22 protein-coding genes, 1 tRNA gene and 1 pseudogene are annotated in these 22,072 nt (G+C 69.0%); 9 read left to right on the top strand and 15 right to left on the bottom strand.

The window, feature by feature from the left end; genetic code table 11:
• Positions 1–100: 100 nt before the first annotated feature.
• Positions 101–820, top strand: a complete 720-nt coding sequence (locus J0I43_RS11405) for a DUF3105 domain-containing protein (RefSeq protein ID WP_292863632.1) — start codon at positions 101–103, stop codon at positions 818–820.
• A complete protein-coding gene (locus J0I43_RS11410) occupies positions 817–1,494 on the top strand; it encodes a DUF305 domain-containing protein (RefSeq protein ID WP_292863634.1) in 678 nt (225 codons plus the stop codon). The genes J0I43_RS11405 and J0I43_RS11410 overlap by 4 nt, the downstream gene beginning before the upstream one ends.
• An 18-nt stretch (positions 1,495–1,512) precedes the next feature.
• Here the strand turns inward: J0I43_RS11410 and J0I43_RS11415 are convergent, their stop codons facing one another.
• The 4 genes from J0I43_RS11415 to J0I43_RS11430 all read right to left on the bottom strand — a co-directional run bounded on the left by J0I43_RS11415 (position 1,513) and on the right by J0I43_RS11430 (position 8,161).
• Positions 1,513–4,362 carry an HAD-IC family P-type ATPase gene (locus tag J0I43_RS11415; protein WP_292863637.1) on the bottom strand — a complete coding sequence of 950 codons (2,850 nt, stop codon included), beginning with the start codon at positions 4,360–4,362 and terminating at the stop codon, positions 1,513–1,515.
• Positions 4,363–4,394: 32 nt separating this feature from the next.
• The gene (locus J0I43_RS11420) at positions 4,395–5,372 is read right to left on the bottom strand and encodes a carbohydrate ABC transporter permease (protein WP_292863640.1); all 978 of its coding nucleotides are present in this window, start codon (positions 5,370–5,372) and stop codon (positions 4,395–4,397) included.
• Entirely contained in the window at positions 5,369–6,718 is a 1,350-nt protein-coding gene (locus J0I43_RS11425) for a carbohydrate ABC transporter permease (protein ID WP_292863643.1), read from the bottom strand. Before J0I43_RS11425 ends, J0I43_RS11420 begins: the two co-directional genes overlap by 4 nt.
• A 111-nt stretch (positions 6,719–6,829) precedes the next feature.
• Positions 6,830–8,161 (bottom strand): ABC transporter substrate-binding protein, encoded by a 1,332-nt coding sequence (locus J0I43_RS11430; protein ID WP_292863645.1) that lies wholly within the window; start codon positions 8,159–8,161, stop codon positions 6,830–6,832.
• A gap of 229 nt (positions 8,162–8,390) precedes the next feature.
• Between J0I43_RS11430 and J0I43_RS11435 the strand changes: the two genes are divergently transcribed.
• Complete coding sequence (locus J0I43_RS11435; protein WP_292863648.1) at positions 8,391–9,410, top strand: LacI family DNA-binding transcriptional regulator; 1,020 nt, start codon at positions 8,391–8,393, stop codon at positions 9,408–9,410.
• A gap of 51 nt (positions 9,411–9,461) precedes the next feature.
• On the opposite strand, the gene rplL is transcribed toward J0I43_RS11435, so the two are convergent.
• Both rplL and rplJ read right to left on the bottom strand, forming a co-directional pair.
• Positions 9,462–9,845: a 50S ribosomal protein L7/L12 gene (gene rplL, locus J0I43_RS11440; RefSeq protein ID WP_292863653.1), complete on the bottom strand. Its 384-nt coding sequence runs from the start codon at positions 9,843–9,845 to the stop codon at positions 9,462–9,464.
• Positions 9,846–9,894: 49 nt separating this feature from the next.
• Positions 9,895–10,383, bottom strand: a complete 489-nt coding sequence (gene rplJ, locus J0I43_RS11445) for a 50S ribosomal protein L10 (protein ID WP_292863658.1) — start codon at positions 10,381–10,383, stop codon at positions 9,895–9,897.
• A 413-nt stretch (positions 10,384–10,796) separates the two neighbouring features.
• Between rplJ and J0I43_RS11450 the strand changes: the two genes are divergently transcribed.
• The 4 genes from J0I43_RS11450 (at position 10,797) to J0I43_RS11465 (ending at position 15,066) form a co-directional block, all read left to right on the top strand.
• Complete coding sequence (locus tag J0I43_RS11450) at positions 10,797–11,489, top strand: YqaJ viral recombinase family protein (RefSeq protein WP_292863661.1); 693 nt, start codon at positions 10,797–10,799, stop codon at positions 11,487–11,489.
• 197 nt (positions 11,490–11,686) lie between these two features.
• Positions 11,687–13,420: an MDR family MFS transporter gene (locus J0I43_RS11455; RefSeq protein ID WP_292863664.1), complete on the top strand. Its 1,734-nt coding sequence runs from the start codon at positions 11,687–11,689 to the stop codon at positions 13,418–13,420.
• A gap of 6 nt (positions 13,421–13,426) precedes the next feature.
• Positions 13,427–13,924, top strand: coding sequence for a MarR family transcriptional regulator (locus J0I43_RS11460; RefSeq protein WP_292863667.1), 498 nt, complete (start codon positions 13,427–13,429; stop codon positions 13,922–13,924).
• Between the two features lie 110 nt (positions 13,925–14,034).
• Positions 14,035–15,066, top strand: a complete 1,032-nt coding sequence (locus J0I43_RS11465) for an NADP-dependent oxidoreductase (RefSeq protein WP_292863670.1) — start codon at positions 14,035–14,037, stop codon at positions 15,064–15,066.
• Positions 15,067–15,075: 9 nt separating this feature from the next.
• Here the strand turns inward: J0I43_RS11465 and J0I43_RS11470 are convergent, their stop codons facing one another.
• Positions 15,076–15,954: a LysR family transcriptional regulator ArgP gene (locus tag J0I43_RS11470; RefSeq protein ID WP_292863673.1), complete on the bottom strand. Its 879-nt coding sequence runs from the start codon at positions 15,952–15,954 to the stop codon at positions 15,076–15,078.
• Between the two features lie 72 nt (positions 15,955–16,026).
• Between J0I43_RS11470 and J0I43_RS11475 the strand changes: the two genes are divergently transcribed.
• Positions 16,027–16,716: a LysE/ArgO family amino acid transporter gene (locus tag J0I43_RS11475; RefSeq protein ID WP_292863676.1), complete on the top strand. Its 690-nt coding sequence runs from the start codon at positions 16,027–16,029 to the stop codon at positions 16,714–16,716.
• 35 nt (positions 16,717–16,751) lie between these two features.
• Here J0I43_RS11475 and J0I43_RS11480 read toward each other — a convergent pair whose 3' ends face one another.
• Positions 16,752–17,090 (bottom strand): iron chaperone, encoded by a 339-nt coding sequence (locus J0I43_RS11480; protein WP_292863679.1) that lies wholly within the window; start codon positions 17,088–17,090, stop codon positions 16,752–16,754.
• A gap of 45 nt (positions 17,091–17,135) precedes the next feature.
• Between J0I43_RS11480 and J0I43_RS11485 the strand changes: the two genes are divergently transcribed.
• Positions 17,136–17,411, top strand: a complete 276-nt coding sequence (locus tag J0I43_RS11485; RefSeq protein ID WP_292863682.1) for an acylphosphatase — start codon at positions 17,136–17,138, stop codon at positions 17,409–17,411.
• A gap of 13 nt (positions 17,412–17,424) precedes the next feature.
• Here J0I43_RS11485 and J0I43_RS11490 read toward each other — a convergent pair.
• The 7 genes and pseudogenes from J0I43_RS11490 to J0I43_RS11520 all read right to left on the bottom strand — a co-directional run bounded on the left by J0I43_RS11490 (position 17,425) and on the right by J0I43_RS11520 (position 22,023).
• Positions 17,425–18,461: pseudogene (locus J0I43_RS11490) on the bottom strand (NAD(P)H-dependent flavin oxidoreductase).
• A 70-nt stretch (positions 18,462–18,531) separates the two neighbouring features.
• Complete coding sequence (gene rplA / locus J0I43_RS11495) at positions 18,532–19,221, bottom strand: 50S ribosomal protein L1 (RefSeq protein ID WP_292863685.1); 690 nt, start codon at positions 19,219–19,221, stop codon at positions 18,532–18,534.
• A 13-nt stretch (positions 19,222–19,234) separates the two neighbouring features.
• The gene (gene rplK, locus J0I43_RS11500; RefSeq protein WP_137417828.1) at positions 19,235–19,666 is read right to left on the bottom strand and encodes a 50S ribosomal protein L11; all 432 of its coding nucleotides are present in this window, start codon (positions 19,664–19,666) and stop codon (positions 19,235–19,237) included.
• Between the two features lie 226 nt (positions 19,667–19,892).
• A complete protein-coding gene (gene nusG / locus J0I43_RS11505) occupies positions 19,893–20,969 on the bottom strand; it encodes a transcription termination/antitermination protein NusG (RefSeq protein ID WP_292863688.1) in 1,077 nt (358 codons plus the stop codon).
• A 50-nt stretch (positions 20,970–21,019) separates the two neighbouring features.
• Positions 21,020–21,283, bottom strand: coding sequence for a preprotein translocase subunit SecE (secE, locus tag J0I43_RS11510; protein ID WP_292863691.1), 264 nt, complete (start codon positions 21,281–21,283; stop codon positions 21,020–21,022).
• A gap of 79 nt (positions 21,284–21,362) precedes the next feature.
• Positions 21,363–21,435 (bottom strand) — tRNA-Trp (locus J0I43_RS11515).
• Between the two features lie 150 nt (positions 21,436–21,585).
• Positions 21,586–22,023, bottom strand: coding sequence for a pyridoxamine 5'-phosphate oxidase family protein (locus J0I43_RS11520; protein ID WP_292863694.1), 438 nt, complete (start codon positions 22,021–22,023; stop codon positions 21,586–21,588).
• Positions 22,024–22,072: the final 49 nt, after the last annotated feature.

Consider the following 22,072-nt stretch of genomic DNA (forward strand, 5'->3'; position numbering starts at 1 on the left):
GCCGACAGTGATGCGCGAGCCGCCCCGCCGGCATATTCGTCTGCATAGGATCGGATCACCGGCGACGTCCGCGCCGGAATCCCGAGCCGAGATCACGCACATGACCCCGACTTCACAGCCCCCCTCCCCGAAGCGCGCGAGCGGCAACCCCGCAACGCAGGCGCGAATCGACCTCACCGTCAAGCAGCAGCGCGAACTCCAGAAGCAGGAGAAGCTGGCGGAGTACCAGCGCCAGCTCGCGAAGCGCCGCCGCAGCCGGCTCACGTGGTGGGTCGTGGGGGGCGTGGCCGCCCTCACGGTCGTCGGCGTCGTCGCGGCATCCCTCATCTTCGCGCCGGCCCCTGCCCCCACCTACGAGGCCGGGGGCACCGGCGCCACGATCGACGGCGTCGAGACGTTCACGAACGAGACCCGTCACGTCGAGGGCACGGTGGACTACCCGCAGAACCCGCCCGCGGGCGGACCGCACAACCAGTATTGGCTGAACTGCGGTGTCTACGACCGGCCGCAGCAGAACGAGTACGCCGTGCACTCACTCGAGCACGGCGCCATCTGGGTGACGTATGACGCCGCGCAGGTCTCGGGCGACGAGCTCGCGACGCTCCGCTCTCACCTGCCGTCGACCTACACGATCCTCTCACCGTACGAGGGTCTGCCCGCCCCCATCGTCCTGAGCGGCTGGAACACGCAGCTGCAGCTGCAGGATGCCTCCGATGCGCGCATCCCCGCGTTCTTCGAGGAGTACTGGCGCAGCCAGAACGTGCCCGAGCCGGCGGCGGCCTGCACCGGGGCGATCGACGGGCCCGGCAAGCAGTCGTGAGCCCCTCGGACGGCGACGCCCCCGAACGCGCCCTGCCGCCGTGGTGGGCGGTGCTCCTCGTCGCCGTGGCTGTCATCGCGCTGGCGTTCGCGATCGGGCGTTTCTCGACGTTCGGCGCGAGCGGAGCCGCAGCGCTCCCCGGCACCGACTCCCCCGAGGCGGGCTTCGCGCGCGACATGCAGGTGCACCACGGCCAGGCCGTCGAGATGGCGATGGACATCTACCGCACCACCGAGAGCGAGGACGTGCGCGTGCTCGCGTACGACATCGCCACGACGCAGTCCGCGCAGAAGGGCGAGTTCTACGACTGGCTCGTGAAGTGGAACCTGCCGCAGTCCGGCGGCCCGCTCATGGCCTGGATGGCCGCGGCCCCGTCCGGTCATGAGCACGTCACGACGCTGAACGCCACCGAGGCCGAGCTCAGGGCGCAGATGGGGATGGCGACGGACGGCGAGCTCGCGGCGATGCGCGCGGCGACGGGCACGGATGCCGACTGCCGCTTCCTCACCCTGATGATCCGCCACCACGAGGGCGCGATCCCGATGGCCCAGGCGCTCGTCTCTCTCGGCAGCGAGCCGCGCGCCCTGCAGGTGGCGCAGAGCGTCATCGCGACGCAGTCCGCGGAGATCGACCTCATGACCTCGCTGCAGAAGTCCCTCGCCTGCACGCCCTGACGCGCGGCGCTCGCGGTGTCAGCCCGCGTGGAGCACGGGGCGGAAGAAGCGGGTTCCGGGCGGCAGCCACAGCGCCGCGATGACCGCGGTGTGCAGCACGATCTGCGCGATCGACCAGCCGCTGAAGTCGTGCGTCTCGATGAGGCTCCACACCTGCAGCGCCATGAGGATCGCGGCGAGCGCCGTGACGAAGACCCGCGACAGCCCGCTGCCGCGTCCCAGGCCGGATGCCGCGGCGACGGAGAGCAGCCCGAAGAGCATGATCCCCGACCCGATGAGGGAGACCTCGACCACTTCGCCTTCCGCGACGTCGTACCGACTGAGGAGGAACAGGAGCCCGAAGAGCGCACTCGCGAGCCCGCCGAGGTAGACGAGTACCACGGCGATCGCGACCGGCACAGGCCGACGTGCTCGCTCCACGGGGTGACCGGCGAGCGCGTGCGTGCCGCCCGCGGCTTCGGTGCGCGCGACGTAGCGCCGCTGGATCGCGCGGATGACCTCGATGAGGACGATCGCGACGATGCCGTAGAGCGCGATCACGAACGCCGTGTCCTGCCCGGGGTCGACGAGCACGAAGAAGCTCCGCGCGAGCGGAACGCTGAAGATCACGACGAGCGCGATGAACATCGCGCCGACGACGGCGCCCTTGTAGCGGTTCAGCGGGCGGGCGAGCGCACCGAGGATCCAGATTCCGACGACGGCGAGGATGATGGTCGCGCCGGTGCGCAGCTGGTCCACATCGACGCCGCCGCGCACCGTCAGCGTGTAGAAGGTGAGGGTCAGGGCGACGACGACACCGGCGGGGATCGCGAAGCTCAGCGATCGCCGGAGGAAGCCGGGGATGTAGCGCTGCGCATTCGGCATGAGCGCGAGGAAGAACGCGGGGATGCCGATCGTCAGCCCGTCGGTGATCGAGAGCTGCCGGGGCAGGAAGGGGAACTCCAGCACGAGCACGCCGAAGAGGACCGCGAGGAGCGTCGCGTAGACGGTCTTGGTGAGGAAGAGCATCGAGACCCGCTCGATGTTGGCGATGACCTGCCGCCCCTCGGCCACGACGTCGGGCAGATGCGAGAACTTGCCGTCGAGGAGCACGATCCGCGCGACCGCCTTCGTCGCGGGCGATCCGGAGTTCATCGCGATGCCCATGTCGGCGGTCTTGATCGCGAGGGCGTCGTTGACCCCGTCGCCGGTCATCGCGACGGTGTGCCCACGCGACTGCAGCGCTTCGACCATGCGCTTCTTCTGATCGGGCGTCACGCGCCCGAAGACGAGGTTCTGCTCCAGCACGTCGGCGAGCGCGGCGTCGTCCTCGGGGAGGGTGCGCGCGTCGTAGCCCTCGGCGGCATCCAACCCCACCTCACGCGCGATGGCGGCGACGGTGCGGGGATTGTCGCCCGAGATCACGCGGATGCCGACGCCCTGCTCCTGGAAGTAGGCGAGCGTCTGCGCGGCGTCGCTGCGGACCTTCTCGCGGAAGGTCAGCACGGCGGCCGGACGGACACCCTCCGGCAGCTGCTCGTCCTCCGCCTGCGACGCGGTGAGGGATGCCGGAGCGAACCCCAGCACGAGAGTGCGACGCCCCGACGCGGCGCGGTCGATCACGATCGAGCCGAGCGGGTCCGCGGCATCCGTCGCGGCGGCGCCGAAGATCATCTCGGGAGCCCCCAGCACCCAGGTGCCGTCTGCGCCGGCGAACGACACCGCGCTCCACTTGCGCGCCGACGAGAACGCGATCGTCTCGGCCGCCTCCCGCGCGGGTTCGTCGCCGAACGGCTCCTGCAGCGTGCGCGCGGTCGCGTTCGCCTCGGGCGCCCGTCCGTACCAGCCGAGCGTCTCCCGCCACCCCGGCGTCTCGGTGAGCACGGTGACGTCGCCGTAGGTGATCTCTCCCTCGGTGAGGGTGCCGGTCTTGTCGAGGCAGATGACGTCGACGCGCGCGAGCCCTTCCACCGCGGGGAGCTCGTTGACGAGCACCTGCCGGTTCGCGAGACGCGCAGCGCCGACGGCGAAGGTGATCGAGGTCATGAGGACGAGTCCCAGCGGGATCATCGCTGTCAGCGACGCGATCGTGTTGACGACGGCCTGTACCCATGTCCCGGTGTGCCACGCCTCCGCCCAGCCGCCCGCGGCCTGCATCTGCGCGTTCAGGACGAGCAGGCCCACGGGACCGATGGCCCAGCCGACCCAGGTGAGCACGCGATTGATCGAGTCGCGCAGCTCCGACCCCACGAGCGAGAAGCGCTTCGCCTCGTCGGCGAACGTGTTGGCGTAGGAATCGGCGCCCACGCGCACGACCTGGGCCGCGCCGTCGCCGCCGACGACGATCGAGCCGGAGAGCGCGTCGTCGCCCTCGTGCTTGTCGATCGCGTCGGCCTCGCCCGTGAGCATCGACTCGTCGATCTGCAGGCCCCGTGTGGACAGGACCCGGGCGTCCGCGGGCAGCTGGTCGCCGGCCCGCAGAACCAGGATGTCGCCGAGGACGACCTCGCCGGGCGGGATCTCGCTCTCCACGCCGTCGCGGCGGACGCGGGCGCTCGCCGCGTTGAGGAGGGCGAGCCGGTCGAGCGCGGCCTTCGCACGGAACTCCTGCACGGAGCCGATGATCGCGTTCGCGATCGCCGCGAACCCGAAGAGGGCATCCTGCCAGCGGCCCAGGACGAACAGGATGCCGAAGCACGCGAACACGATCCCGTTGAAGAGGGTGAAGACGTTCGCGCGGATGATGCTGCCCGCGCTCCGGCTCGTCTCGGCCTTGTAGGCATTGGCCTGCCCCGCCGCGGTGCGCCGTTCGACCTCCGCCGCAGTGAGGCCGCGCGTCGGATCGACGACCTCGTCGAGGGTGGCGGGAGTCGGGAACGGGGAGGCCATGGGCTGAGCCTAGAGCCTCCCCGCTCTCCGGATCAGCCCTTCGTCGCGCCCGCGAGCAGGCCGCGCACGAAGAAGCGCTGCAGGCCGAAGAACACGAGCAGCGGCACGATGATCGAGATGAACGTGCCCGCCGCCTGCAGGAACCACTTGTTCCCCCACGTGCCCGACAGCGAATTCAGCGATTGGGTCAGCGGCAGCGACGACGACGGCGCGAAGATCGTGGCCACGAGCAGGTCGTTCCACACCCAGATGAACTCGAGCACCGCGAAGGAGGCGAGGGCAGGCGCCGCGAGGGGCAGGATCATCCGGAAGAAGATCTGGCCATGACCGGCGCCGTCCACGCGCGCGGCCTCGATGACCTCGCTCGGGATCTCGGCGATGAAGTTGTGCAGCAGGAACACCGCGAGCGGCAGCGCGAAGATCGTGTGCGCGATCCACACGGTCGCGAAGCTGTGGTCCATGTCGCGCAGCGCGAACCCGGGGAACACCGTGACCTCGCCGATCGTGAGGCCGCGTGAGAACAGGCTCAGCAGCGGCACGAGGGCCATCTGCAACGGCACGATCTGCAACGCGAACACCGCGATGAAGGCGATGTTGCGCCCCTTGAAGTCGATCCACGCGAAGGCGTACGCGAGGAGCGACGCGACCGCGAGCGCGAAGAACACGACCGGGATGGTGATCGCGAGCGAGTTCAGGAACGACTGACCGAGGGTCAGGGCGGTCCCGCCCGAGTTCAGCGCCTCCGAATAGTTCGACAGCGTGAACGACGGATCGACGAACACCGTCCACCAACCGGTCGACTGCACGTCGGCGCCGGGGCGGAACGAGGTGACGAACAACCCGAAGGTCGGGATCGTCCAGAAGAAGGCGATGATGATCGCCGCGATCGTGGCGCCCTTGGAGGTGAGGCGCTTGCGCGCCATCGCCTCGTTCTTGCGCGTGTCGCGTGCGACCTGCCGCGCCGTGCGCGCGTCCGCGATCGGCTCGATGATGTCGACCCCGGTGCTCATCGGATCTCCCTCTGCTTCCGGATCTGGATGACGTTGAACACGATCAGCGGCGTGACGAACAGGAACAGCACGACCGCGAGGGCGGCCGAGTGCCCGTAGCTCTGGAAGCGCTGCTGCTGGTTGACCATCTCGAACGCGAGCACGCTCGTGTTCGAGCGGCCGCCGGTCATGACGGCGACGATGTCGTAGATCTTGAGCGCCCCGATGGCGACGGTCGTGACGACCACGACGATCGACGAGCGGATGCCGGGGACCGTGACGTTGCGGAACCTCTCCCACGCGTTCGCGCCGTCGAGCTCGGCCGCCTCGTTCTGCTCCGCGGGCACCGCCTTGATGGCCGCGGAGAGGATCACCATCGCGAGCCCGGTCTGCGACCAGACGAACACGACCATGAGCAGCAGGCTGTTCACGAGCGGCGTCACGCTCAGCCACGAGACGGGCTCGCCGCCGAAGGCCGTGACGATCGCGTTCAGGATGCCGAGCTGATCGCCCTGGCGATAGTCGTACACGAACTTCCAGATGATGCCGGCGCCGACGAACGAGATCGCGAACGGCATGAAGATGAGGACCTTGAGGAACTTCTCTCCGCGCGCCCGGTCGATGAAGACGGCGTACGCGAGTCCGATGATCGTCGCCACGGCGGGGGCCACCAGCACCCAGATCACCGTGTTGATGACCGACCAGAACCCCTCCGGGTTGGTGAAGACCCAGACGTAGTTCTCCATGCCGACGAAGTCCTTGCCGGTCTTGTCGAAGAACGACTGCACGAACGTGGCGATCGCCGGGTAGATGAGGCCGATGAGCAGGAGGATGACCGCGGGAGCGGCGAACAGGACGAGCTGGAACAGGTACCCCGCCCCCTCCCGCGACCGGTAGTCGAGGAGGAACAGCACCCCGCCGAGCACGACGGCGATGCCGAGGACGTAGAACACGGCGTTCTGATAGGGCCGCAGCATCATGAACGCGATCACCGGGATCGCGAAGCACGCCACCAGGCGCAGCCAGAAGTAGAAGCGTCCGGGGCGCGGGGCGAACTCGATGAGCAGCAGGAGAAGCCCGATCACGGCGCCGAACACGACGAGGACGATCGGGATCTGCACGAGCTGATGCTGGTTCCCGAGCCACTGGAAGAAGCTGTTCAACGAGAAGCCGAGCGTGGTCGGCGAGGTCTCGCGCGGGGTCTGGACGATGAGGAAGATGAAGAGTGCGACGACGATGATCGCACCGACGAGCAGGATCAGGGTCGACCCGCGCGTGCCGCGTTCGTCGCGGCGGCCGGACGGACGCGTCCCCGGCGGTTCTGCCGAAGCCGACATCGTGGGCTTCGCGGTCGTGGTCTCGGGCATGGGGCGTGGCCTCCGTGTGCTTCTGCGGACGCGGAACGGGTGTCGTACGGGGTGTGACGGTGGTGGGATGCCGGCGGCACCGGCATCCCACCACCGCTCACGGGGTGTGGATCAGTTGTTGTAGCCGGCCTGGATGTCGCTGAGGACCGTGGCCTGGTCCTTGCCGTCGATCCAGTCGACCATGCCCTTCCAGAACGAGCCGGAGCCGACCGTTGCGGGCATGAGGTCGGATGCGTCGAAGCGGACCGTCGTCTTCGGGTCCTGCAGCAGCGTCATCGCGTCCGTGAGGAACTCGCTGGAGGCGAGCGACGGGTCAGCGTTCTTGTTGGCCGAGATCACGCCGCCGAGCTTGACACGCGCGTTGGCGAAGTCGGCCGACGCCATGAACTCCTGCACCTTGGCAGTCGCCTCATTGTCGTTGAACGCGGCGACGAACTCGCCACCGGCCTCGACCTGCGACTCGCCGGCCTTCGTGCCGGGGAGCACGAACGCGTAGACGTCACCGTCGGCTGCGACCTTCGGGGTCGCGCCCGCCGCCGTCTTCACGTCGAGGAAGTTCGACGAGAGGAACGACGCCTGGTGCGTCATCGGGCACGTGCCGTCGGCCACCTTCGCGGCGACGTCGGCGAACGCCGTCGAGTTGATGCTGCGCACGTCGCCGAAGCCCGCGTTGACGTAGGCCGGGTTCAGCAGGATCTTGCCGAGGGAGTCGAACGCGTCGACGATCGGCTGGTCGGTGAACTTGACGTCGCCGGCCACCCACTTGTCGTAGACATCGGTGCCCGACTGACGCAGCACGAGGTCCTCGATCCAGTCGGTTCCGGGCCAGCCCGAGGCGGTGCCCGACTCGAATCCGGCGCACCAGGGGGCGCTGCCCGTCTTCTCCTGGATCGTCTGGGTGAGAGTCAGCAGCTCATCCCAGGTCGTCGGGACCTCGACGCCCCATTCCTTGAACTTCGCCGGCGAGTACCAGACGTAGCCCTTGACGTTGGCGAGCATCGGCGCGGCATAGAACGTGCCGTCGACCGTGCCGTACGTCTTCCAGTCCGACGACCAGTTCTCGTCCACGGCCTTGTCGACCGCGTCGGGAGCCTTGACGACGTCACCCGTGCCGATGAGGGTCTGCAGGAGACCCGGCTGCGGGACGATCGCAAGGTCGGGCGCGTCTCCACCGGTCACCTTGGTGACGATGTTGCCCTCGAAGCCCTTGTCGCCGGTGTACTCGACCTTGATGCCGGTGTCCTCGGTGAACTTGGCGAACGACTGCTGCAGCAGATCCGCCTCGGATCCGGTGATGCCGCCCGAGATGCGAACGGTCTGTCCTTCGGCCGAACCGCTGCTGTCGCCGCCGCTCGAACCCCCCTCGGCACAGCCCGCGAGCGCAAAACCAGCGACGCTGATGACGGCGATCGGAACGATCCACCGACGTTGAGTGTTCCGCACGTGATTCCTCCTCGTTGAGTGCGTAATTCGATTGCCTGCGCATGGTGCTGTCGTAGGGAACCGATTCCACATCACCGTATTGGACTTCCTCACGGATCGCAAGATCGGCGCGATCACGAGCAGGTAACGGCCGTTAGGAGTCGTGGGAGCGCGACCATATCAAATGCAAACGGTTCCACATCTTTGAGGTTTTCGACTATCGTGGGAAGGCGACTCGAGGAGGAGCCGGATGGCAGGCATTGCAGAGGTGGCCGCACAGGCGGGCGTCTCGAAAGCGACGGCGAGTCGCGCATTGAGCGGTTCGGGCTACGTGTCCGACGCGACGCGTGCCCGCGTGCGGGATGCCGCGGACGCGCTCGGCTACGTCCCGTCGGCCGGCGCCGTGGGCCTGGCGACCGGTCGCACCCAGAACATCGGCGTCGTCATGCCGTATCTCAATCGGTGGTTCTTCGCGGAGGTGCTCGAAGGCATCCAGCAGGCGCTCCTGGAACGTGGACTCGACCTGACGCTGTACGACGCGAAGCCGGGCACGCCCGGCCGCGAGAGGATCTTCGGCGACTTCCTCGCTCGCAAGCGCTTCGACGGCCTCATCGCCGTCGGCCTCGAGCCGGTCGACCAGGAGATCGATCAGCTCACGCAGATCGGTCGGCCGATCGTCAGCGTGGTGGGCAGCGGAGAGCAGACGAGCGTGGTCGCCGTCGACGACGACCACGCGGCGCGACGTGCGACCGAACACCTCATCGAGCTCGGCCATCGAGACATCGCCTTCGTGGGCGGCTCACCGCGCAGCCACTGGGCGCACGTCGATCAGGAGCGTCTCGCAGGTTATCGCCACGCGATGCGCCAAGCCGGGCTCTCCGAGTTCGTCCGGCACGCGCACTCCGAGGTGTCGCTGCCCGGCGGCTACGCGGCGGCCGCCGACCTGCTGGGCGACACCCGCCGCCGCCCCACGGCGATCGTGGGCGTCTGCGACGAAGTCGCGATCGGGACCATCATCGCGGCCCGTCGCCTCGGCATCCAGGTGCCGGCTTCGCTCTCGGTCGTCGGCATCGACGACCACGAGTTCGCGGAGATGTTCGCCCTCACGACGCTCCAGCAGGTTCCGCGCGAGCAAGGGGCGGCGGCCGTCGAGGTGCTGCTCGCCGAGATCGCCGAACCGGGGCGCGCGCGCACCGTCGTGCGGACGCCGGCGCGCCTCATCATGCGCAACTCCACCGCGGCGCCGCTGACGGGAAGCGCCGCCGAATGACGAAGGCCCCCCTGCGTGATGCAGGAGGGCCCTCGGAACGCGTGAGCGTGATTACTTCAAGGTAACCGTCGCGCCGGCCTCTTCGAGGGAAGCCTTGGCCTTCTCGGCGGTCTCCTTGTTCGCGCCCTCGAGCACGGCCTTGGGGGCACCGTCGACGACGGCCTTGGCCTCGCCGAGGCCGAGCGAGGTGAGCTCGCGGACGACCTTGATGACCTGGATCTTCTTGTCGCCGGCGGCCTCGAGGATGACGTCGAACGAGTCCTTCTCCTCCTCGGCTTCAGCGGCGCCCGCGCCACCGGCGGCACCGGCAACGGCGACGGGGGCAGCGGCGGTGACCTCGAACTTCTCCTCGAACGCCTTGACGAAGTCGTTGAGCTCGACGAGGGTCAGGCCGGCGAACTGCTCGAGCAGCTCCTCAGTGGTGAGCTTAGCCATGATGTATCTCCTAGATAGATGGGGTGTGTGGTGAAGAGATCGCCACCGCTCACGCGGCTTCGGCGGTCTCCAGCTTTTCGCGAAGCGCGTCGATGGTGGCGGCAGCCTTGCCCATCGTCGCCTTCATCATGCCCGCCGCCTTCGCCAGCAGAACCTCACGGCTCTCGAGCGAGGCGTACTTGTTGACCTCGTCGGCACTCAGGGCGTTGCCCTCGAAGATGCCGCCCTTGATCACCAGAAGCGGGTTGGCCTTGGCGAAGTCACGAAGAGCCTTGGCGGTGGCGACGAAGTCACCGTGCACGAAAGCGACGGCCGAGGGACCCTTGAGGTCCTCGTCCAGCGCCGTGATCCCCGCGTTGTTGGCGGCGATCTTGGTCAGCGTGTTCTTCACCACGGCGTACGAGGCGTCCTGACGGATGCTGTTGCGCAGCTGCTTGAGCTGGGCAACCGTCAGACCGCGGTACTCGGTCAGCAGAACGGCAGCGGAGTCCTCGAAGTTCTTCGTGAGCTCGGCAACCGATGCGTCCTTGCGCGCCATGGTCACTCCTTGGATGTGTACGTGACGCCCCAGGGTGCCGGGGCGCCGCCTCGACCACTCCCCCAACGCGAAGAAGCTCCGGCGCAAGCGCACGGAGCTTCGATTCCGGTTTCCCGGTGAATTCAGTGTCACCTGCGCGGGCCCCTGCGATGCAGAGCTTCGTCGGCGTGAGCTTTCGCGCACACCGAGACCAGCGGTCTTTGGCTTCGACGAGTCTACGCGCCGCCCGCCCGCCCGCCAAATCGCGCCCCGGCATCCACGTCCGGTCCTCTGCGCGCGCCGAGGTCACCCCGTCTTCTCGAGAGCGCCCGTCATTGACCGTGAAGAAGCGGCCGTCTCGGCAACATCAGGCGCTCTCGGCGAGTCGCGCGCGTCGCGCACTCACGAATCGCGTCGCGGGTTAGCCTCGAAGAATGACTCCGGAGGCCTTCGCATCGCTCGCCCCGGACCTCGCCGCCCGCATCGTCGCCGATTCGCGCGATCGCGTCGGCTGGATGCGCGCGCGGTCACGCGGCATCACGGCGACGGATGTCGCACAGCTCACGAGCCACACGGCGATCGCCCGCGCCGCGGATTCCAAGCTCGGCGGCGGGCCCGGATTCTCCGGCAACGCCTACACCGATCACGGGCGGCGGCGCGAGCCCGAGATCGCCGCGTGGGTGGCCGCGACCCACGGCATCCAGCCGTCCTCCGCCCTGTTCCACGCCGTCGTCGAGAAGCGTCACCTGGCGACGCCCGACGGAATCGCGGTGGATGCCGAGGGCCGCGTGACCCTCGCCGAGATCAAGACGACCAACAAGACGTGGCGCTCCATCCCCCGCACCTACCTGCGTCAGGTGTGGTGGCAGCAGCACGTGCTCGGCGCCGAGCGGACACTCGTCGTCTGGGAGGAGCACGACGGGTTCGTCCCCGTGGGCGACGAGCCCCGCTGCGCGTGGGTCGAGCGCGACGAGCGTGAGATCGGTCAGCTCGTGCGCCTCGCGACGGAGCTCATCGACGAGCTGTACCGACGGACGATGTCGCGTCGCGGCATCCCTGTCACCACGGTCGCTCCGCCCGCCGCGCGGCCGCGCGAGCCGTTCCGCGCCCTCGCGCTCGCCGACTGACGCACGCTCACCCCGACGCCTGCCCGCCGCCTCCCTCGCGATCGCGTGGCAATGCCGTGCGATGACGTGCGGCGACCTTGGTTGACGTAGGTCAACGAGAGCTGTATCGTTGACCAGTCTCAACGGTTGATATCAATCAACCATTGCCTCTCGGCACCGTCGCCTTCCTCGTTTCGCATCACTCTCGAAGGATCCCCATGTCAGCCACGCCCTCCGACGCCGCGCTGAAGCCGCGCATGAACCACCGCCAAGTGCTCGAGGCCCTCTCCGGCCTCATCCTCGGCATGTTCGTGTCGATGCTCGCCTCGACGGTCGTCTCCACCTCGCTCCCCGTCATCATCCACGACCTCGACGGCAACCAGACCGCGTTCACCTGGGTCGTCACGGCGACCCTCCTGACTACGGCGATCTCGACTCCCATCTGGGGCAAGCTCGCCGACCTGACCAACCGCAAGGTGCTCTACCAGCTCGCGATCGTGATCTTCGTCCTCGCGACGGCGGCGGCCGGGTTCTCGACCAGCCCCGAGATGCTGATCGCCTTCCGCGCGGTGCAGGGCATCGGCGCCGGCGGCCTCGCGGCGCTCAGCCAGGTGCTCATGGCCGACATCATCAGCCCGCGCGAGCGCGGGCGCTACATGGGCCTCTTCGGCGGCGTCATGGCGCTCGCCACGATCGGCGGCCCCCTGCTCGGCGGCGTGATCACGGATGCCTGGGGCTGGCGCTGGAACTTCTTCGTGTCGCTTCCGGTGGCGATCATCGCGCTCATCCTCGTGCAGGCGACGCTCCACGTGCCCGCGCGCCCCAAGAAGAAGACGAGCATCGACTACGTCGGCATCGTGCTGCTCTCGGTGGCGGTCGGGATGCTGCTGATCTGGGTCACCAACGCCGGCACCACCGTGTCGGGCGACTGGGCGGATGTCGCGAACAACAACGACTGGTGGAGCCTCAACACGGTCCTCATGGTCGGCGGCGCGATCCTCGCCGCCGTCCTGTTCATCATCGTCGAGCTGCGCTCCAAGGAGCCGCTCATCCCGTTGAGCCTGTTCCGCAACCGCACCTTCACCCTGTCGGTGATCGCCTCGATCGCCACCGGCATCGCGATGTTCGGCGCGTCGGTCTTCCTCAGCCAGTACATGCAGCTCGCCCGCGGCGCCACGCCCACCGAGGCCGGGCTCATGACGATCCCGATGATCGGCGGCCTGCTGATCTCATCGATCGGCGTGGGGGCGCTCGTGACCAAGTACGGGCGCTGGAAGCCCTACCTGATCGTCGGTTCGGTGCTGCTGATCGCCGGCTCCTTCCTGCTGTCGACCATCCACTACGACACCGACTTCTTCCTCGTCTCGGTCTACATGTTCCTGCTGGGTGCCGGCGTCGGCATGACGATGCAGAACCTGGTCCTGGTCGTGCAGAACACGACGCGCCCCGAGGAGATCGGCGTCGCGAGCTCGGGCGTCACGTTCTTCCGCAGCCTCGGCGGCACGATCGGCGTGTCGGTGATGGGCGCTGCCCTCGCGGCACGCGTCGTGGACCTCGTCGCCGAGCGCAAGGACGACATCACGGCTGCGATCATGAGCCTCGGCGACAAGGCGCAGTACTGGGGCGAGCAGCTCCAGTCGGGCGCCCTGCCGAAGGTCTCGGAGATGCCGGAGGCGCTGCGCGTCGTGTTCGAGGACATCTATGCGAACGGCATCTCACACTCGTTCCTCATCGCGGTGCCCTTCGCCGTGCTCTCGCTGCTCGCGATCGTGTTCCTGCCCAACAAGTCGCTGACGACCATGACCACCACCGAACGCATCCAGGCGAGCGAGGCCGACCTCGCGACCGTCTCGGTGCCCGAGGCCATGGCGACGCTCGCGGCGACCGGTTCGGTGCGCGTGCAGACCAATGCCGACGGCGCCGCCCCCACGGACGACGACACCCGGTCGTAGCGGGCGATGTCCCTCGACGATGCCGGGCCACGCACCGACGCGGTGCATGACGGCGACGCTCTCCGGTCACGCACCGATGCGGTGCGTGACCTGGAGGGCGAGCTCAGCGAGTTGATCTCGCGCATGCGGCGTCTGTTGATGGAGAACGCCCAGCGCGTCAGCCCGGGCATGCTCCCCGGCGCCTACAAGGTGTTCACGACGATCGCGCGTCGGGAGCGCATCTCCCAATCGGCCCTGGCCGAGCACCTCGTCGTCGACAAGGGTCAGCTCAGCCGCACCGTGCGAGAGCTCGAGCAGCTCGGCCTCATCCGACGCGACCCCGACCCCGACGACGGGCGCGCGAGCATCCTCTCCCCCACCGCGCTCGGCCTCGACCGCCTCGCACACGCGCGCGCACCGCAGGAGGACACCCTCGTGAAGGCGCTGGACGGATGGCCCGTCGACGACATCCAGAACCTCACGAGACTCCTGCACGCCCTCACGACGAGCACGCTGCCGCACTGACCTTCTCGACCCGGTAGCACCCGCGTAACACGTCGGAGACAAATCCGCGCTTGACTGGGTCGCACCCCAGGCATCCTGCTGGCGACGACGACACGCGGAAGGACACGCTCATGAAGTTCCGGCCGCTGCGCCTCGCTTCCGTCACCGACTCCACCCCCGCCGAGCCGATCGCGGTGCCCGAGGAGATGCGCGCCGTCGTCTTCGACGCCCCGGGCGACGCCGATGCGCTGCGTGTGACCGCGACGCCGACGCCCGCACCCGTGCTGAGCGAGGTGCTCGTGCGCGTGATCGCCGCCGGCGTGAACCCGATCGACGCGAAGACGCGGTCGGGGGCGGGCCTGAGCGCCGCGATCGAGGGGTACCCGAGCACCTTGGGGTTCGACTTCAGCGGCGTCGTCGTGACGTCGCCGTACGAGACGCATCCCTTCCCCGTCGGCACGGAGGTGTTCGGCATGGCCGCCTTCCCTCGCTCGGGCGGGAGCTACGCCGAGTACGTCGTCGCCCCGACGCTGTCCGTCGCCCGCAAGCCCACATCGCTCTCGCACGTCGAGGCCGCGGGGGTGCCGTTGGCGGCGTTGACCGCGTGGGGGCTCGTCGTCGAGACCGCGCACGCGCACGAGGGGCAGCGGATCCTCATCCACGCCGGCTCCGGCGGCGTCGGTCACTTCGCCGTCCAGCTCGCCGCGTACTTCGGCGCGCACGTCACCGCGACCGGATCCGGCCCGAACCTCGGATGGCTGCGCGAGCTCGGGGCATCCGTCGTCATCGACCGCCTCACGACCAGGTTCGAGGATGTCGTCGGCGAGGTCGACGTCGTCATCGACCTCGTCGGCAACACCCACGACACCACCGGGTCGCGCTCGATCGGGGTCATCCGCCGCGGGGGCCTGTACGTGCTCGTGCCGACGGGCTCGTGGCCGGGATACGCCGAGGCCGCAGCGGCTGCCACGGTGCGCGCGACGTCGTACAAGGTGACGCCGGACGGCGTCGTGCTGGCGACCCTCGCGCGGCTTCTGGACTCGGGCGCGATCCGCGTGTTCGTCGACCGCGTGTTCCCGCTCTCCGAGGCCGCCGCCGCGCACCGCGAGCTCGAACAGGGGCACACACGGGGGAAGATCGTGCTGTCGGTCGCTGAGGCCTGACGCGTCTCGTCAGCGCAGCACCCGCCGCCCTTCCGCGACGACGTCCTCGGCGACGGCGTCGAGCAGCGTCGACCGCAGGTTCCACTGCTGCCAGTACAGAGGCACATCGATCGCGGGCCCGCCGAGGGCGACCAGCGTCCCGTCCGCGATCCCCGGCCGCGCCTGCCTCTCCGGCAGCAGCGCCCAGCCGAGACCGAGGACCGTCGCCGCGGCGAAGTCCTGCGACGCGGGCACCCGGTGGCGCGGCGGCGACGACGGGTCCGCGCCCTGCGCGACGAGCCAGCGTGACTGCAGATCGTCGCGGCGGTCGAAGTCGACGAGCGGAGCCCGGGCGAGGGCGTCTGGGCTCACCCCTCCCGCGAAGTGCGCGCGCACGAACGCGGGTGCCGCGACCGCCTCGTACCGGAGGACGCCGAGCGCCTGCACGCGGCATCCCGCCACCGGCTCGGCACGCGACGTCACCGCCGCCATGACGACGCCCTCCTCGAGGAGGCCCGCCGTGAAGTCCTGATCGTCGCGGTGGAGGTCGAAGACCACGGGATGCCGGGCGCACAGCCGCGCGAGAGGCGGGAGGAACCAGGTCGCGAGCGAGTCGGCGTTGACCGCGAGCGGGATGCTCGTCCGGGCGGCGGCGGCCCCGAGCTCGATCGCGGCATCCTGCGCGAGCAGGTCCAGCTGACGGGCGAAACGGACGATCGGATGCGCCGCGGGCGTCGCGCGCAGGGGCTTCGATCGTACGAGCAGGACGCGACCGAGCTCGGCCTCGAGCGCCCGGATGCGCTGGCTGACGGCCGACGTCGTGATGTGCAGGCGCTCCGCCGCCGCCTCCATGCTCCCGGCATCCAGCACGGCGGCCAAGGTGGTCGCGCCCACCGCGGGAATCCGCATGATGAAGCCCTTCTTCACCGAATGAAAGAATCTGAACTGGACTGTATCAACCGCCGACCCTAACGTCGAGACGTGCTCTCCCCCTTCCTCGCCGGCCTCGGTCTCGGTCTCTCGCTCATCGTCGCGATCGGCGCGCAGAACCTGTTCGTCCTGCGGCAGGGCATCCGGCGAGAGCACGCCGTCGCGGTCGCGCTCGTGTGCGCGCTGTCCGACGCCGCGCTGATCGCGGTGGGGGTGTCAGGGCTCGGGGTGCTTCTGCACGCCGCACCCTGGCTGATCGACGCCGTGCGCTGGGCCGGCGCCGCGTTCCTCGCGGTCTACGCACTGATCGCCGCACGTCGGGCGCTGCGCGGGAACGGGGAGACGCTGGATGCCGCGGCGCCGGCCGTCGCCTCCGACGCCCCGATCACGGCCACACCACTCGCCGGCGCCGGCTCCCCGCGGTCGACGGCGACCCGCCCACGGGCGGCCTCTCGACTGGCGCCCGTGCTCCTCACGTGCCTCGCGCTGACCTGGCTGAATCCGCATGTCTACCTCGACACCGTGTTCCTGCTGGGCTCGGTCGCCGCGACGCACGGCGACACGCGGTGGGTGTTCGCCGCGGGAGCCGTGGTCGCGTCTTTCGGATGGTTCTTCGCGCTCGCGCTCGGCGCACGATCGCTCAGCCGGTGGCTCGCCACGCCCCGCGCGTGGCGGATTCTCGACGGCGTCATCGCGGTCGTGATGCTCGCGATCGCGGTGAACCTCGTCTGGCCGCACTGACCGCTCTGGCCCAGCACCGCGGGACGGTTCGCCGCTCAGCCCTCGATCTGTGCCTTGCGAGCAGCGACCAGGGCGCGGATCGTGTCATCAGGCAGCGGCTCGGTGAATCGGATCGTCCCCTTCGCGTGGTCGACGCCATCCAGCAGCGGCAGGATCTCGACGATCGCGGCGGGGCTGAACGGGTACACACCGAAGTGCGCCTTCGCGCGCATCACCGATAGCAGGGACTTCCCCCGGTAGGTGAGCGCCGGCATCCCGTAGCCGAGCCCCTGCTCCGCGTCGGGCACCACGCTCCGCGCCACCGCATAGGTGTGCGCGATGATCGCCGCATCCTCCGGAGCGAGCGTCGCAAGATAGTCGTCGATGGTTCCCATGCCGGCATCCTTCCAGTTCCCGCCGCTGCGCGACAGGATGAAGGGATGAAGCGCGTGCACGCGATGGTCTCGGGCGACGTCCAGGGCGTCGGCTACCGCTATACGCTGCAGCAGGTTGCGCGCCGCGCGAGAGTCACCGGGTGGGCGCGGAACCTCCGCGACGGCCGCGTCGAGGCGGAGCTCGAGGGCGAGGATGCCGCGGTCGACACGGTCCTCTCCTGGATGCACGACGGGCCGCCCGCCGCCCGCGTCACCGGGGTCGACACGGCACGGATCGCGCCCCTCGGCGACACCGGTTTCGAGATCCGCCGCGACGGCTGAGCCAGAGGGAAGCTCAGCCGGGCAGCCCGGCGGCGAGCTCGGCGAAGACGTCTGCCGCGTCCTCCCGGGTCGCGAGCGCGGCCGACTGCCCCGCCCATTGGCTGACGAGGTCGCTCCGTCCCTGCGCGGCGGCGGGGGTGCGGAACTGTCCCGTGAGCCAGTTCTGCGCGGGGAACGGCAGGATCTCCTCGGCTTCGAGGAGCGTCATCGCCCGGTTCGGGATGCCGCGGGCGAGGCGCCCGCTCATCGCCCGCGTCAGGCGCGTGGTGTCGTCGCGGGATGTCGCGATCGCGGCGCGGTGGCCGACGGATGCCGCGGACTGCCGCGTGCGCAGGAACGCCGTGCCGACCTGAACCCCCGACGCCCCAGCGCGAACGCGGCCGCGACGCCCCGGCGATCGGCGATCCCGCCGGCCGCGATGACGGGGGCGGAGACCACATCGACGACTTGAGGGACGAGCGCGATGGTCCCGATCAGGGCGGATTCGGCCGGGCCGAGGAAGGACACGCGGTGTCCGCCCGCCTCGAACCCCGTCGCCACGATCGCGTCGACGCCGGCATCGTCGAGCGCCTGCGCCTCGGCCACGGTCGTGGCGGTGCCGACGACGGCGATGCTGCGCTCGTGGGCCGCGTCGACGAGAGCGGCCCCCGGAACGCCGAAGACGACGCTCAGCACCGCCGGGCGGGCCTCGAGCACGGCGGCGAGCTGCTCGTCGATGGGCGGGAGGAACCGGGCCGGCTCTTCGGGCGGCGCGACGCCGAGCTCGACGAACACGGGCCCGAGGGCCTCGCGCAGTGGCGCGATATCGACGGCATCCGGCGTCGCCTCGTCTCCCGTAGGCACCCAGAGGTTGACGGCGAACGGACGGTCGGTCGCTTGCCGGAGCCGCGAGACGGTGTCCGTGATCCGAGCCCCGTCGTAGCCGTACAGACCGTACGACCCGAGCCCGCCCGCGTTGCTGACGGCGGCGGTGAGCTCCACGCTCGAGAGCCCGCCGAAGGGCCCCAGGACGAGGGGGTACCGGATGCCGAGGACGTCGCTGAGGGTCACGGTCCGACGTTACCCCCGAGGACGACGAAGGGGCCCCACCCGAAGGTGGAGCCCCTGTCGTAGAGCGAACTCAGGCGAGCGAGTTGACGTCCAGCGGGATGCCGGGGCCGAACGTGGTCGACACGGCGCCCTTCTGGATGTAACGGCCCTTGGAGCTCGAGGGCTTCAGGCGCACGATCTCCTCGAGCGCGGCCTTGAAGTTCTCGTCCAGCTGCTCGGCCGAGAACGACGCCTTGCCGACGACGAAGTGCACGTTGGCGTGCTTGTCGACGCGGAACTCGATCTTGCCGCCCTTGATCTCCTCGACGGCCTTGGCCGGGTTGGGGGTCACGGTGCCGGTCTTGGGGTTCGGCATGAGGCCACGGGGGCCGAGCACCTTACCCAGACGACCGACCTGGCCCATGAGCTCGGGCGTCGAGACGGCTGCGTCGAACGCGGTCCAGCCACCGGCGACCTTCTCGATGAGCTCGGCGCCGCCGACCTCGTCCGCACCCGCGGCGATGGCGGCCTCGGCGGCCGGACCCGTCGCGAACACGATGACGCGGGCGGTCTTGCCCGTGCCGTGCGGCAGGATGACCGTGCCGCGAACCATCTGGTCCGCCTTGCGCGGGTCGACGGCCAGCTTGAGCGCGACCTCGACGGTGGAGTCGAACTTGGTCGAGCCGGTTTCCTTCGCGAGGTTCACCGCCTCGGTGGACGTGTAGAACTTGTCGCGGTCGATCTTCGCCGCGGCTGCTTCGTAAACCTTGGACTTAGCCATGTCGTTCTCCCCCTCAGTCCTCGACCGTGATGCCCATGGAGCGGGCGGTGCCGGCGATGATCAGCGAGGCGGCCTCGATGTCGTTCGCGTTCAGGTCGGGCATCTTCGTCTCGGCGATCTGACGGACCTGGTCCTTGGTGAGCTTCGCGACCTTGACGGTGTGCGGGGTCTTCGAGCCCTTCGCGACGCCGGCGGCCTTCTTGATGAGCTCCGCCGCGGGCGGGGTCTTCAGGATGAACGTGAAGCTGCGGTCCTCGTAGACGGTGATCTCCACGGGGATGACGTTGCCGCGCTGCGACTCGGTCGCGGCGTTGTACGCCTTGCAGAACTCCATGATGTTGACGCCATGCTGACCGAGCGCGGGGCCGATCGGCGGCGCCGGGTTGGCGGCACCGGCGTTGATCTGAAGCTTGATCAGGCCGGTCACCTTCTTCTTCGGTGCCATTCTCTCTCTCCTTTTCGAGCGCCTTCCGGCCGGAGCCGCGGGGCGCGCTTCCACGCCTCAGGCCATTCCTGAAGGTGGTGGGGATGCCGCGCGACAGGCGCGCAACCGGACTATTCTACCCGATCCCGCACCCTCGGCATCCATGTCCCAGAAAAGGCTGGTTCAGAGCCTCTGAACCAGCCTTTTGTGGGACGACTCTCGCCCCGAGTGGGACGAGGAAGAGCCGCTACTGCTTGGTGACCTGGTCGAACGAGAGCTCGACGGGGGTCTCGCGCTCGAAGAGCGAGACGAGGACGGTGAGCTTGCCGCGCTGGGCGTCGATCTCGCTGATCGATCCGGGGAGCCCGGCGAACGAGCCCTCCTTGATCGTGATGGTCTCGCCGATCTCGAAGTCGACCTCGGTGATGACGGTGCGCGCCTGGGTCGCCGCGCCCTTCGCCGCACCCTTGGCGGGAGCGGCCTCGGTCACCTGGACGAGCGACTTGAGCATGTTGAACGCCTCTTCGAAGCGCAGCGGCGTCGGGTTGTGGGCGTTGCCCACGAAGCCCGTGACGCCGGGCGTGTGCCGCACGACAGACCAGGTGTCCTCGTTGAGCTCCATGCGCACCAGCACGTAGCCGGGGATGCGCACGCGATTGACCATCTTGCGCTGGCCGTTCTTGATCTCGACGACGTCCTCCATCGGGACCTCGATCTGGTAGATGTCCTCTTCGACCTCGAGCGTGTTCTTGCGCTGCTCGATGTTGGCCTTCACCTTGCGCTCGAAGCCTGCGTACGAGTGGATGACGTACCACTTGCCCGGAAGGGACCGCAGCTCCGCGCGGAACGCGTCATACGGGTCCGCCTCGGCGGCGTCCTCGTCGGCTTCGGCCTCGTCGACGACGTCAGCGGCAGCATCCACCTCGGCGACGAAGTCCTCGTCGAGGGCGGGAGCGTCGGGCTCGCCGTTCACGTCGGGGCCGTCGTAGGGGGCGACCTCGTCAGCGGCGGCCGCAGCGGCCTCCGCCTCCTCCTCGGCGAGCGAGTCGTTCAGCACCTCGGCGGCTGCTTCGGCCTCGGCCGCCTCGTCGATCTCCAGTGCGTCGTTCACGATGGCGTCTGCCTCCGGGTCGTCGATGTCGATGTCCTCGTCGTCGCCGGCATCCTCGTCCTCGTCGTCCACGACGTGGACGGCAAGGTGCTCGGCGGGGGCCGACGAACGCTCCTCCTCGGCGAGGATGTTGCCCTCCTGGGCCTCGTCGTCCTCGCTGGACTGCTCTGCGGCGGTCGCCCAGTCGGCGTCGTCGGTGTACTTCTCAGGCACGTGGATTCTCTTCCATCGGGGGTGGGGCGCAGCGGCGGGGATGCGCGCGCTCAGCGCGGGACGCCGAAGACGACGTTCACCACCCAGGTGAAGAGCAAGTCGAGGCTGTACACGATCGCCATCATGACGACGACGAAGCCCAGCACGACCAGGGTGTACTTGACGAGCTCCTGCCGGGTCGGCGTGACGACCTTGCGGAGCTCTGCGAACACCTGGCGGATGAAGAGGGCGATCCGCTGGAAGAAGTTCAGCTTCTTCTCACGGGGCGCGCCGCCCGCGGGGACGACTTCGCCGTGCGCCTCTTCCTGGACCATGTACCCACCCATGCGAACTGCTCGGACTGCTTCCGCGCCAGCGTCTGCTGGCGCGCTCTGTCAACACAACGCTGACGCGCAGGGCGGACAGGAATCGAACCTGCAACCTGCGGTTTTGGAGACCGCTGCTCTGCCAATTGAGCTACCGCCCTAGAGATCCGGGGGATCTCGGGGTGAAGTCCTCCCCTTCCGATGCGACCCCGTTCACGATGATCTCGTGTGGGCACGGCGAAAGAATGCAGACTTCAACTGCACTGTCCAGTGTACGTCATGGGCGCTGGGGTCGCGAACCCGGCGACGCCTCAGTACTGCTGGATGCCGTAGCGATCGGGCTCCTCGCCACGCAGGAAATCGCGCCCGGAAAGAGACGTCGGCACGATGCGGACGTAGTTGTACTTCACCGTCGGAATCCACGGAGTGAGGGGCAGCCGGTCGGCCGCGGCGACCTCGTCAGGGTCGTCGAGACGCTGCGCGGATCCGCGGACGACGATGCTCCAGGCATCCGTCGACGTGTACTCGTCGACCTCGAACAGAACCTCGTCGTTGATCGTCAGCTCGGTCAGCTTGCTGCCCTCGCCGGTGCGGAAGACGACGCTTCGCCCGTCGACCGTGTAGTTGACCGGGAAGATGTCCATGACATCGCCCACGCGCGTGACGAGGCGGCCGAGCTGCTGCTCCGCGAGGCGGTCCCAGCATTCGGCGTCGCTGAGCGGGGTGATGGGGTCCGGCGTGTGCTCCATGACTCCATCCTGCCGCGCCGGCGGGCGGGGCGAAACCCCCGCCCGCCGG

It is taken from the genome of Microbacterium sp., assembly GCF_017305435.1.
Classification (GTDB): Bacteria; Actinomycetota; Actinomycetes; order Actinomycetales; family Microbacteriaceae; genus Microbacterium.